Source organism: Actinokineospora inagensis DSM 44258 (assembly GCF_000482865.1).
GTDB classification, from domain to species: domain Bacteria; phylum Actinomycetota; class Actinomycetes; order Mycobacteriales; family Pseudonocardiaceae; genus Actinokineospora; species Actinokineospora inagensis.
This window is the reverse complement of sequence record NZ_KI519516.1, coordinates 359,368-371,375: the sequence shown is the minus strand read 5'-3', so window position 1 is coordinate 371,375 and position 12,008 is coordinate 359,368. Positions and strand designations below refer to the sequence as shown.

Annotated in this window: 9 protein-coding genes and 1 pseudogene; 4 read left to right on the top strand and 6 right to left on the bottom strand. The window is 69.6% G+C overall.

Annotation, left to right across the window (positions count from 1 at the left end):
* Window positions 1-52 precede the first annotated feature (52 nt).
* Window positions 53-1,327, top strand: coding sequence for an MFS transporter (locus H504_RS0127810; RefSeq protein ID WP_026425461.1), 1,275 nt, complete (start codon window positions 53-55; stop codon window positions 1,325-1,327).
* Window positions 1,328-1,469: 142 nt separating this feature from the next.
* On the opposite strand, the gene H504_RS0127805 is transcribed toward H504_RS0127810, so the two are convergent.
* Entirely contained in the window at window positions 1,470-2,324 is an 855-nt protein-coding gene (locus H504_RS0127805) for a helix-turn-helix transcriptional regulator (RefSeq protein ID WP_026425460.1), read from the bottom strand.
* Between the two features lie 151 nt (window positions 2,325-2,475).
* On the opposite strand from H504_RS0127805, the gene H504_RS0127800 reads away from it, so the two are divergent.
* Entirely contained in the window at window positions 2,476-3,237 is a 762-nt protein-coding gene (locus H504_RS0127800) for an SDR family oxidoreductase (RefSeq protein WP_026425459.1), read from the top strand.
* 138 nt (window positions 3,238-3,375) lie between these two features.
* On the opposite strand, the gene H504_RS42695 is transcribed toward H504_RS0127800, so the two are convergent.
* From H504_RS42695 to H504_RS0127780, 4 genes are all read right to left on the bottom strand, one after another.
* Window positions 3,376-4,083, bottom strand: a complete 708-nt coding sequence (locus H504_RS42695) for a helix-turn-helix transcriptional regulator (protein WP_051386320.1) — start codon at window positions 4,081-4,083, stop codon at window positions 3,376-3,378.
* A 259-nt stretch (window positions 4,084-4,342) separates the two neighbouring features.
* Window positions 4,343-5,590, bottom strand: coding sequence for an MFS transporter (locus H504_RS37335; RefSeq protein ID WP_051386319.1), 1,248 nt, complete (start codon window positions 5,588-5,590; stop codon window positions 4,343-4,345).
* A 40-nt stretch (window positions 5,591-5,630) separates the two neighbouring features.
* On the bottom strand, window positions 5,631-6,032 hold the full coding sequence (locus H504_RS0127785; protein WP_026425458.1) for a carboxymuconolactone decarboxylase family protein: 402 nt from the start codon (window positions 6,030-6,032) through the stop codon (window positions 5,631-5,633).
* Window positions 6,033-6,047: 15 nt separating this feature from the next.
* A complete protein-coding gene (locus H504_RS0127780; RefSeq protein WP_281173674.1) occupies window positions 6,048-7,022 on the bottom strand; it encodes an aldo/keto reductase in 975 nt (324 codons plus the stop codon).
* Between the two features lie 257 nt (window positions 7,023-7,279).
* On the opposite strand from H504_RS0127780, the gene H504_RS37330 reads away from it, so the two are divergent.
* Window positions 7,280-8,140: a helix-turn-helix domain-containing protein gene (locus tag H504_RS37330; protein ID WP_035306356.1), complete on the top strand. Its 861-nt coding sequence runs from the start codon at window positions 7,280-7,282 to the stop codon at window positions 8,138-8,140.
* A 1,833-nt stretch (window positions 8,141-9,973) separates the two neighbouring features.
* Here H504_RS37330 and H504_RS0127770 read toward each other — a convergent pair.
* Window positions 9,974-10,798, bottom strand: a complete 825-nt coding sequence (locus H504_RS0127770) for an SAM-dependent methyltransferase (protein WP_026425456.1) — start codon at window positions 10,796-10,798, stop codon at window positions 9,974-9,976.
* A gap of 80 nt (window positions 10,799-10,878) precedes the next feature.
* On the opposite strand from H504_RS0127770, the pseudogene H504_RS37325 reads away from it, so the two are divergent.
* Window positions 10,879-11,814 (top strand): annotated as a pseudogene (locus tag H504_RS37325) (helix-turn-helix domain-containing protein); the annotation flags it as partial.
* Between the last annotated feature and the right edge of the window lie 194 nt (window positions 11,815-12,008).

The following is a 12,008-nucleotide window of genomic DNA, read 5'->3' as shown; positions in this document are numbered from 1 at the left end:
CACACCGGGGTCCACCAGCCAGGTCAACACCCAGCGCACAGGGAGGTCGAACGTGGTCGGCACCATCACCGAACGACATCGCTTACCGGTACGCAAGCTGTTCGCCGCGAGTGTCGGTAATGCCATCGAGTGGTATGACTGGACGGTCTATGCGACGTTCAGTACGTACATCGCGAACGCGTTGTTCGCGCCGGGGAGCAAGGGGCTCATCGCGACGTTCGCAACCTACGCGTTGGCGTTCTTCTTTCGGCCGTTGGGTGGGTTTTTGCTTGGTCGCTTCGCGGATACGCGGGGGCGGCGGCCTGCGATGTTGTTGACGATCACGGCGATGGCGGGGGCGTCGTTGGTGATCGCGGTGTTGCCGACGTACGCGCAGGTGGGGTGGTTGGCGCCGGTTTTGTTGCTGGTGGCCAGGATCGTGCAGGGTGTGTCGATGGGGGGTGAGGTGTCGAACGCGTCCGCGTACCTCGGGGAGATCGCGCCGAGTGCGCGGCGGGGGCGGTACTCGGCGTTCTTCTACATCTCCACGGGCGTGTCGGTGTTGATCGCGTCGTTGCTCGGTTACTTCCTCAACAGTGGCTTGGGGAAGGCGGACATGGGCTCTTACGGCTGGCGGATTCCGTTCCTTGTGGGCGGCGTCCTGGGTCTACTCGGGCTGGTGCTGCGCCGCACGCTTGAAGAGACGGATCAGTTCGAGGACAACAAGGACAAGGCGCGCGGGTTGAGTAACCCGTTGCTGTCAACGCTGCGGCACCACCCCAAGGCCGTCGGTCAGCTTGTGGGGTTCACGATGCTGTCGACCCTGTGCTATTACACGTTCTTCAGTGCTCTTACCCCGTTCGCCATCAACGCCCGCAAGGCCAACGACACCGATGTGTTTCTGGCGCTATCGATCGCGACAGCGTTGTTCGTGCTCTTGCAGTACCCGATGGGCGCGGTGGCGGACCGGTTCGGACGGAAGCCCCAACTGCTCGTATGGGCTGGCGCCACCGCGATCCTGAGCTACCCCCTGTCCACGTTCGTCCGCCCGGGACTGTCGAACCTGCTCGTGGCCTTCTGCGTCGGCATTGCCCTGTACACGGCGATGACCTCGGTGGCCCCGGCCATCATGAGCGAGTTGTTCCCCACCGAACTGCGTGGCCTTGGCATCGGGGCTTGGTACAACCTGACCGTGGCCCTGTTCGGGGGTACCGCACCGTTGGTCGTAACCGCCCTTGCTGACGCGGGCATGTCGACCGTCTTCTTCTGGTACTTGTCCGGAGCGGCCGTCATCGCGTTCGTGGTGATCCTGAGCGTGCCCGAGACCAAGGGCACGGATCTCCGGTAGCGCTTACTCCGCCGCGCGCACCAACGCGTGCGCGGCGGTCAGGGCGGCGTAGGTGTCGACTCGGATGCCAGACGTCCGTGTTGGCGCTCGACAGCCGCCGCGGCCGTGGTCAAGGTGGGGAGCGGGAAGTCGTAAGGGAGGGTCAGCTCAGACCGGACGGGGCGATCGTCAGGCCCGCGAGCAGGCGGATGGCGTCGGCGGACGGGGAGCCGGGGCGGGGGGTGTAGACGCAGAGGGTCTGGTCGGGGTCGGCGGGGAGGGTGAGGCACTCGTAGTCGACGGTGAGGTCGCCGACGAGGGGGTGGTGGTAGCTCTTGGTGCCGTGGCTGCGCTCGCGGACGTCGGCGGCGGCCCACCAGCGGCGGAACTCGGGGCTGCGGGCGGCCAGGTCGTCGACCAACTCGGTGAGCAGGGGGTCGTCGGGGTGGCGGCCCGCGTCCAGGCGGAGGATGGCGACGCTCTCCCTGGCGACGTCGTCCCAGTCGGTGTAAAGGGTTTGCGCGGCGGGGTCGAGGAAGACGTAGCGGAGCATGTTGCGGTCCCGGCGCGGCCGGGTGTCGAAGTCGGTGACCAGCGCGGCGCCCAGCCGGTTGCCCGCCAGGACGTCCATCCGGCGGCCGAACACGAACGCGGGACACCCGGCGGTGTCCAGCGACCGCAGCAGGGTGCGGACGCTGTGCCGGACGCGCTGGACCGTACCGGGGCAGCGGCCGCGGATCCGGTCCCGGCGGACCAGCCGCGCCAGGTGGGCGTGCTCGACGTCGTCGAGGCGCAGGGCGCGGCCGACGGCGGCGATGACCTCGTCGGAGACGTTGAGGTTGCGGCCCTGTTCCAGCCGGGCGTAGTAGTCGACGCTGACCCCGGCGAGCCGGGCGACCTCCTCGCGGCGCAGGCCCGGCACCCGGCGCGGTCCGGCGCCGACGGCGACGGTCTCGTCGGCGCTGAGCCGGTCGCGGCGGGACCGCAGGAACTCCTTGAGCTCGATGTTGGTCTGCACTGGACTCCACTTCGTCGGCGACCGGCGTCGGGTGGGTCTGCCGGTCCTAGGTCGAACGGGGCCGCTTCCGGCCCCCCACAAGGGTTACCGCGTTGGTTTGCTGGGGCGTACCAGGCCCGCGTGGCCACCGGCACAACGAAGGAGCCAGTCCATGAGCGCAGCGCTGACCGGTCGGGTCGCGGTGGTCACCGGGGCGTCCAGCGGGATCGGCGCGGCGAGCGCGCGGCGGTTGGCGGCCGCGGGGGCCACCGTGGTCGCCGTCGCCCGCCGCGGCGACCGGCTGACCGAGCTGGTCGCCGACGTCGAGCGGGCGGGCGGCAAGGCCGTCGCACTCGAGGCCGACGTCACCGACACCGAGTCGCTCTACCGCGCCGCCGACCGGGTGCACGCCGAGCTGGGCCCGGCGGACCTGGTGTTCGCCAACGCCGGTGTCATGCTGCCCGCGCCGGTCGAGGAGCTGCCCCGGCACCAGTGGCAGCACCAGATCGACGTGAACGTCACCGCGCTCACCCACACCATGGGCGCGTTCGTGCCGCACCTGGTGGAGGTCGCCGAGCAGGGCAGGGTGGCCGACCTGGTGACCACGTCGTCCATCGCTGCGGAGAACATCTTCCCGAACTTCGCCGTCTACGCGGGCAGCAAGGCCTACACCACCCAGTTGGCCCGCACGCTGCGCGCCGAACTGGGTGGCAAGGGGATCCGGGTCAGCGCCCTGGAGCCGGGGCTGGTGGCCACCGAGCTGCAGGGCCACGTGACCGACCAGGACGCCCTGGACTGGCTGGCCGATGCCCGGCGGAGCACCACCTGGCTGGAGCCGGACGACGTCGCCGCCGTGGTGGAGTTCCTGGCCGGGCTGCCCGCCCACGTCAACCTGCAGCGGGTCACCGTCATGCCGACCGGCCAGCCGTCCTGACGCCCGCTGGTGCCGGTCCGGGTGCGCGGACCGGCACCAGCGGGCATGACGGCGGTCGGGCGCGCGTTCCTGGCGCACCCGGGCCGAACCGGCCGGCGAGCAGTTCCAGATAAAGCGAACAAGACCGCCGAAAAGGGGTCAGCGGCCGACCACAAGGGTGTCGAGGGGGGCGGCATCGGCATATTCCTCGATGTGGCCCTCACGGAGGATCTTCGACACGGCGAGGGTCCGGTTCGTGCAGTCGAGTTTGGCCAGTATGTTCGCCACCAGCCTTTTCGCGCCGTGTTCGGAAATGCGCAGCCTGCGGGCGATCTGCTTGTTGCTCAACCCGTCGACGAGCAGGCCGGTGACCTGCCGCTCACGCGGGGTGAACCGGACCCGGGCCCACGACCGCGGCTCGCGCAGCCGGTCCTGGGCGATGTCGACCAGGGTCTCCACCAGGCTGCTCGGCATCACCGTCTCCCCGCGGTGGGTGCGCAGCAGCGCGTCGCGCAGGCTCTCCGGGCTGAGCTGGCCGACCGGCAGGCAGCCGCCGCAGCGCAGCAGCGAGAGCCGCTCGTAGGGCAGCGCGTCGTCGGCCAGCCACAACACGTTGACCCCCAGCGCCTTGGCGCGCAGCAGGATCTCGTCGGTGCCGTCGTCGTCGAGCGCCGCGCAGTCGACCACCAGCACGTCGACCCGGACGCGCCCGGCCAGTTCGACCGCCTCGGCGGCGGTCGGCACGCAGTAGACGGTACCGGCGACGCCCCCCGCCGCGATCATCTTCTCCACGCCGTAGCGGTGGAGCTCGTTGCGGACCACCATCGCGACCGAGATGGATAACGGGCTGTCTACACCGTCGGTCATGTGAATCCCCTCCCCTTGGCAACACACCGGGCGCCCAAGGCGCTATTCCGGAGCTCTCCGAATTCGCCATCTTGGTGATCAAGCAGGGTGAACAGTCAGCTCTAATCATGACAAGAGTCTTCCGCGCGTCGCAGAATACCGTGAATCAATGTCCACCCACGACGAAACGGGAAGGTGCCGCGCATCACACCCATTCGGTGCAAGTGCGGACTTTGCCGTGGTCCGCGCGGGCCGTCCTGGCCCGCGCGGACCAGTGGGACTAGTCGGCGGTCACCGCGTCCGGGGCGGGCTCGCCCACCCGGCGGGCGGCGAGCACGACCAGCAGCGCGACCGCGGCCAGCGCCGCGGCGACCCAGGTGATGGTGCCCAGGCCGATCCCGTCGACCACCCGGCCGCCCGCGAAGGCGCCCAGGGCGATCGAGAAGTTGAACGACGTGATGTAGAACGAGGACGCGCCGTCCGGGGCGTCCGGGCTGGACTTGAGCACCCAGGTCTGCAGGCAGACCGGCAGCGCCGCGTAGGCGAGGCCCCAGGCGACCAGCAGGACCACGGTCGCCGCCTTGAACTCGCCGAGCAGCGAGAGACCGGCCAGGGCGACCACGAACAGCAGCAGGCTGCCCGCCAGCGCGGTGCGCAGGTTGCGCCCGACGGCGGGCCCGATCAGGAAGTTGCCGATCACCCCGGCCACGCCGAAGACCAGCAGCATCGCGCCGATGGAACCGGTGCTCCAGCCCGCCTCCTGCTCCAGGAACGGCGTGATGTAGGTGAAGGCGAGGTAGTGGCCGATCATCACCAGGCTGGTGACCAGCACCGCGGCGCCGAGGGTGCCGCGGCGGACCAACCGGGGCAGCGCCGCCAGCCCACCGCTGCCGCGCGGGGCCAGCCGGGGCAGCAGGGTCAGCGCGCCGAGCAGGACCAGCACGCCGATGCCCGCCATCACGTAGAACGCGGTCCGCCAGTCGGTCTGCTGGCCGACCACGGTCAGCAGCGGGACCCCGGCGACGGAGGCGATCGAGATGCCGGAGAGCACGACGGTGGTGGCCCGCACCGCCTTGGCGGCCGGGACCAGCCGGACCGCGCTGGCCGGGGTGGTGGACCAGAACACGCCGTGCGCGAAGCCCATCAGGATCCGGGCCAGCAGCAGGACGGTGAAGTTGGGCGCGATCGCGGTGACGATGTTGCCCGCGGTGAGGATCGCCATCAGGCCCGCAAGCAGGAACCGGCGGTCGAGGTGGGCGAACGCGGCGGTCAGCGGCACCGCGGTGAGCGCGGCGATGATGCCGTAGAGGGTGATGCTGAGACCGGCGGTGCCGATGGACACGCCCATCTCGCCGGAGATCGCGGGCAGCAGCCCGACCGGCAGCAACTCCGCGGTGACGATGGCGAAGACGCCCAACGCCAGGGTCACCACGCCCAGCCACTGCACCAGCGGCGCGGGCAGGGCGGGGTCGGCGGACGGGGTCGACTTGCCCGCCGGGGTGGTCAGTTCACGCTCGGAAGTGGTCACTTCTGCTCCAGGTGCTCCACGGGTGCGGACGGGGAGGGCGTTACTCGGCGCCCAAGACGCGCTTGGCCACGTTCATCGCGTTGATCACGCGCGGGGTGCCCGCGTACGGCAGCACGTGGCCGATCAGGGCGATGATCTCCGCGCGGGTGGCGCCCGCGCGGAGGGTGGCCCGCAGGTGGGTCTCCAACTGCGGCTCGCAGCCGCCGAGCGCGGTGAGCACCGCGACCGTGGCCAACTGCCGGGTGCGCAGGTCGAGCTCGGGCCTGCTGACGAACTCGCCGAACACGAACTCGACGACCGAGTGGCCGAACCGCTCGTCCAGGCCCGAGTAGCCCGCGATGAGGCCGTCCGGGTCGATGCCCAGGGTGCCCATCACGTCCCGACCGGCCTGCTCCTTGGCGGAGATCTCGGGCTCGGTCTGGGTGGTTGTCTGCTCGCTCATGGGTTTTCGCGTCTCCTAGCGGGTAACGGGCATGATCGCGGCCGGGTAGCGCTCGCCCGCGACGGCCTCGGCGCGGAAGGCCTCGGTCAGCTCGGCGACGTCGGCCGGGTCCAGCCGCAGCGCGGCGGCCTCGACGTTGGCGGCCAGGTAGCGCAACCGCTTGGTGCCGGGGATGGCGATGATGTCGTCGCCCTGGGCCAGCACCCAGGCCAGCGCGACGGCGGCGGTCGGCACCTCCAGCTTGTCGGCCAGCCGCTCCACCGGGTCGAGCAGCGCCAGGTTCGCGGCGAGGTTGCCGTCGGTGAACCGCGGGTTGGCCTTGCGGAAGTCGTTGTCCGCCAGGACGTCGAAGTCGCGGACGGTGCCGGTGAGGAAACCGCGGCCCAGCGGCGAGTACGCGATCGTGGCGATCCCCAGCTCCCGGGCGGTGGCCAGGATGCCGTCGGTGACGAGGTTGCGGCTCCACAGCGAGAACTCGCTCTGCACCGCCGCGACCGGGTGCACGGCGGCGGCCCGGCGCAACGTGTCCGCGCTGACCTCGCTCAGCCCGATGTGCCGGACCTTGCCCGCGTCGACCAGGTCGGCCAGCGCGGCGACGGTGTCCTCGACCGGGGTGGACCCGTCGAAGCGGTGCACGAAGTACAGGTCGATGTGGTCGACGCCCAGTCTGCGCAGCGACGCCTCGCAGGCCTGCCTGGCGTACTCGGGGCTGTTGTCGTTCCAGCGCCTGCCCCCGTCCCGGCGGATGCCGAACTTGGTGATCAGGAAGGCGTCGTCGCGGCGGTGCCGGATGGCGGAACCGACCAGTTCCTCGTTGTGCCCGGCGCCGTACATGTCGGCCGAGTCGAGCACGGTCACCCCGGCGTCCAACGCGGCGTTGATCACCCGGGCGGACTCGGAGTCGTCGGTGGGGCCGTACATCTCGCTCATGCCCATGCAGCCGAGGCCGATGGCGCCGACCAGCGGCCCGTCGACGCCGAGCCGCCGCAGCGGCGCCTGGAGGGTGGGCACGGCGACAGCGTCGACTGGGGTGTCGCCGGTGTCGGTGTTCGTCACGGTCGTTCGTCTCCCTCTGAACCGGTGGTGGTCCTCGTCGGGAACGATCGTGTCGCCGTACGGCGGCCGGTGACAGGCCCGGTGCTCTCCAGGAGGGGCGTTCCTGGGTGCCGCACTCCCAGGAACAGCGCGCCCGGGAACCACCCGCCGATTCGCTGTCGCCACGGGGGCGGACGTGCCACCATCGACACATGCCGGAGCGAAACGAACTCGGGGAGTTCCTGCGGGCCCGCCGCTCACGCGTCCGCCCCGCCGACATCGGCCTTGCCAGCAGTTCCGGCCTGCGCCGCACCCCCGGCCTGCGCCGCGAAGAACTCGCGACCATGGCCGGGATCAGCGTCGACTACTACGTCCGCCTGGAACAAGGCCGCGAACGCAACCCGAGCCCGCCAGTGCTCGAAGCGCTCTCCCGCGTCCTGCGCCTGGACCAGGAAGCCCACGGCCACCTGATCGACATCGCCGCGCGGGCGCAAAGCGGGGCACGGACCAGGGCCACCCCCCTACCCGAACGCGAAGTCGTCCGCGACGAGGTCCTGACCCTGCTGCGCACACTGGAACCACTGCCGGTGTACCTGCTCAACAGCGTGAACGACGTACTCGCGTCGAACACGGCGGGACAGGTCCTGCTGGCGGGCATGGAAGATTGGCCCGCGGAGAAGCGCAACACCAGCCGATACGTGTTCCTGCACCCGAACGCGGAACAGGTCTTCCCCCACTGGGACGACATCGCCTGGGGCACAGTCGCCCACCTGCGCGCCGCCCACGGAACCGCCCCCGACGACCCGCGCCTGGTGGCTCTCGTCGCCGAACTCAGCGCGGCCAGCGCCGAATTCCGCGGCCTGTGGCGCCAACACGAGGTGAAACGGCGCACGACGGGGGTGAAGGTGATCGAACACCCGGTCGTGGGGCGGATGAGCCTGACCTTCGAGACACTCGCGGTCTCGGAGACGGACGAGCGGTTGGTGGTGTACCAAGCCCAACCGGGCACGGCCGACTACGAGTCGATGATCCGCCTGAACACGGTGGCGAAGCGGTTGGCGGTCGGCGCGTGAGTTCCGGTTCCCGCGTTCGTGTGTTCTCGCGTGGGCTTGTGTTCTCGCGTGGGCTTGTGTTCTCGCGTGGGCTTGTGTTCTCGCGGGGGCTTGTGTTCTCGCGGGGGCTTGCCGGTGACGTCCATGCGGGTACGCCCTGATCCGTGCTGGGCCTTGAGTTCCATGCCGGGCCTTGAGTTCCGTGCCGGCCTGGGCCTTGGGTTGTCCGTAGTTCGTGCTGGCCTGGGCCTTGGGTTGTCCACAATGCCTGAGCTGTCCACAGGTAGCGGCGTGGTCGGTCGCAGGCGCCTTTCAGCCGGTAGACTGGGACCGGGGACGCCCCCGGGAGGGTGGGGGCTGCCCGTTGGCTGTTCGCTCCTGGCTTGAGTGTGACGCCGCGGGGGAGTTGACGCCTGCCGTAGTGCGGGCGGTCGAGACGGCGAGGTTGTCGCGCATCGGTGTCGACGCGCGTTCCGGCGCCTTTCCAGGAGCAGCGGGACAGGCCGGTACAGGACCAACGCCCCGGCTCGAACCACTGAGCCGAGCGGCATCCATCCCGCTGGCAGCCCCCGCCACAGCGGGTCCGGTGCGGACCCCGGGTTTGCGGTTCCTACACCGATCTGCCCCATCCGCGCGGCGATCTGGGCTGGAGTTGTCCACATCGTCTGAGCTGTCCACAGGAACCGCCGTGGTCGGTTGCCGGCGCCTTCCAGCCGGTAGACTGGGACCGGGGACGCCCCCCGGGAGGGTGGGGGCCGCCCTGGAGGTAGTGGGGTGGCGGGGTTGGTGTCAATCGCTGGATCGGGTGGCGGCGAGGTGGGGCGACGTTGTTGGGGGCGGTACTGGGTGGGGGCGGTGTGCGTGGTCGGGCGGGGTGTTGTTGCTGACTGTTCGTTCCTGGTGTCGAGCGTGATGCGGCGGCCCGTGTCGTAGTGCGGGACAACAGCGGGCGTTGAGACGGCGGTGCGACGGGCGAGAACGGGCTCGTGGCGTTTGTCGTCGAGAACGCTTGCTGTTGCGCCTTGGGGGAACGCCGGTGGGGGGACAACCCCTGGGTGAGTCTCTAGGTCGAACCTCGGCTGGGCATCGGTCTGTCCGCGGCGTTCCCGCAAGGCGCCGGAACGCGGGTTGCTGGACCTTGGGCGGTTCCGGCAATGCCGGCCAGGGATGTCGTGGGGGGGCGGCGTTCTGGGTCGAGCCGCGCCTCGACCACCGCGCCTCGATTCGGCAGCGGGTCCCGCCGTGGTGGGGCCGGTGCGGCCGCCAACTCCTGCTCTTTCAGCCAATCCAGCTATTGACGCCCACCCCCGCAACCCCAGGGCAGCCCCCCACCCTCCCGGGGGGCGTCCCCGGGTCCAGTCTACCGGCTGGGAGGCGGTGGGAAGGGATCATGGCGCAGTCTGTGGATGGCTTGGGGCGTTGTGGATAACTGGGGGCCGGGTTGGTGTGGGGATGCGGCGTACCTGGGTGGGCGCCGGGGTGTTGCGGGGGGTGGGGGTGCCTAGGAGTGGGGGTGGGGAGGGGTGTGCCTAGGAGTGGGGTCAGCCGACGAGGAAGGGGTGGGCCGACGGAGTCGGGGGTGGGCCGACGGAGTGGGGTCAGCCGACGGGGAGAGGGGCCGGGGGTTTTGAATCTCCACCACAACGGGCGGTTGGTGTCGGCGGGTCCCGAGGCGCGCGGCGCAGATGTGGCGCTTCGTCGATATATCGATATGGGGTGGGGTTTTTTGGGGGGCGCGGTGCCAGTGTGGCGCTTCGTCGGTGAGGCGCGGGTTTTTTGGGCGCGGGGTGTGGGTTGGTCGCGGTAGGTATTCACGCGGCAGTTTTGGTGGGTGTGTTTGTGACGGGCTGGGTGCTACTGCTTCATGCCCAGGCCGCCGACGATGCAGTACTGCACCTGGTCCAGTGGTTTGAGGCGGGGGCCGTCGGGCCACCATTCGGCGCAGAGGGTGATGCCGGGGTCGATCATGGTGAGGGTGGGGAACATGGACTGGATGACCGGCATGGTGCGGAAGAGGCCGGTGCCCATGGGGCTGTGCAGGAAGACGTCTTCCATGCGGCGGGCGAGGGGGGAGTGTTCCGTCGTTTCCGGGTCGTGGAAGTGGGTGATGCCGACGATGGAGCCTGGGGCGAGGACGTCGATGTAGGCGCGCATGATGTCGGCGGGGGGGCGGGGGCCGTCGTAGTGGTGGATGGTGCCCATTTGGAAGAGGGCGACTGGTTCGGTGAAGTCCAGGTTGCGTTGGACGATGTCGTTGGCCAGGACCTGTTCCGGTTCGAAGATGTCCTCGGCGATGAAGTGGGTGTGGTCGTTCTCCTCGAGCAGCGCCCGGCCGTGGGCGAGGACGACCGGGTCGTTGTCTACGTAGACGACCGTGGAGTCGGGGCGGATGCGTTGCGCCACCTGGTGGGTGTTCTCGGCGGTGGGGAGGCCGGAGCCGCAGTCCAGGTATTGCCGGATGCCGGTTTGCAGTGCGATGAACCGGGTGGCCCTGATGAGGAATTCCCGGTTGTCGAAGGCTAACTGGGCCGCCTCGGGGGCCACCTGCTGCACGCGGCGCAGGACTTCGCGGTCGATCTCGTAGTTGTCCTTGCCGTTGAGGAACGCGTCGTACACGCGGGCGATGCTGGCTTTCGACGTATCGATGTACACCGGTACCGCGGGATCCTGGACCGCCATCTCTACCTCACCGACCGTCGTGGATCATGGACGTTGCGCACTCAAGGGGTAAGCTCACCCTAGGGGTATCAGCAAGGCCGATGCCACGCTGGGTTCCGACGCGGACACCGCCGGTGTCGGGGCAGTGGCGGGAGGGACGCGACGTGGCCGACAGCAGAGGTGACGGTGGGCAGAGTTCCGGCCCGACCGCCCGCAGGATCGTGCTCGGTTCGCAGCTACGCAGGCTGCGGGAGGCCGCGGAGATCACCCGCGCCGACGCCGGGTACCACATCCGCGGCTCCGAATCCAAGATCAGCCGGATGGAGCTGGGCCGGGTCGGGTTCAAGGAGCGCGACGTCGCCGACCTGCTGACGCTCTACGGGGTGCACGACCAGACCGAGCGCACCCAGTTCCTGGACATGGTGAAGCAGTCCAACGAGCCGGGCTGGTGGCACCGCTACAGCGACCTGATGCCGAGCTGGTTCAACGACTTCGTCGGCCTGGAGGAGTCCGCGTCCCGGATCCAGACCTACGAGCTGCAGTTCGTGCCCGGTCTGCTGCAGACCGAGGAGTACGCCAGGATGCTCGCCGGGCGGGGCAGACCGGAGCTGGGCAAGGACGAGGTCGACCGGCGGGTCGCGTTGCGGATGTCGCGGCAGAAGGTGTTGCAACGGCTGGACGCGCCGAAACTGTGGGTCGTCATCGACGAGTCGGTGCTGCACCGGCCGATCGGCGGGCCGCGGGTGTTGCGCCAGCAGGTGGAGCACCTGCTGGAGATGACCCGGCTGCCCAACATCACGTTGCAGGTCATGCCGTACCCGCTCAGCGGCTACGCGGCCGAGGGCTCGTTCACCATGTTGCGGTTCACCGAGCAGGAACTGCCCGACATCGTCTACATCGAGCACCTCGGCGGCGCGATCTTCCTGGACCGCATCGACGAGATCGAGCGCTACAGCCGCGTCGTCGACCGGCTCACGGTCGACGCGGAGACGCCCAGCCGCTCCCGCCAACTCCTCAGCAAGCGCCGCGAGGAGATTCAGGCCGTTCACCCTGTGCCGCTCACCCCATTCGGGGGTGGGCGGCTCAGTGTTGCCCGTCATCGTGATGTTGCACAGTCAATCGTCTTGTGCGGTTGGCCCGTTCGGATGCACGTGCATTTGCGGGACCGCCCGAGCGTGTTACGGTCGTCACGATCAACGCACGTGCACCTGCACTGAGTGACTGCCGAAGG

What these genes read in the sequence shown, in the direction of transcription:
- H504_RS42695 (WP_051386320.1), bottom strand. Translation starts at nt 4,083, where the DNA reads ATGACCGACGGTGTAGACAGCCCGTTATCCATCTCGGTCGCGATGGTG.
- H504_RS0127770 (WP_026425456.1), bottom strand. Translation starts at nt 10,798, where the DNA reads ATGGCGGTCCAGGATCCCGCGGTACCGGTGTACATCGATACGTCGAAA.
- H504_RS37330 (WP_035306356.1), top strand. Translation starts at nt 7,280, where the DNA reads ATGCCGGAGCGAAACGAACTCGGGGAGTTCCTGCGGGCCCGCCGCTCA.
- H504_RS0127785 (WP_026425458.1), bottom strand. Translation starts at nt 6,032, where the DNA reads ATGAGCGAGCAGACAACCACCCAGACCGAGCCCGAGATCTCCGCCAAG.
- H504_RS0127800 (WP_026425459.1), top strand. Translation starts at nt 2,476, where the DNA reads ATGAGCGCAGCGCTGACCGGTCGGGTCGCGGTGGTCACCGGGGCGTCC.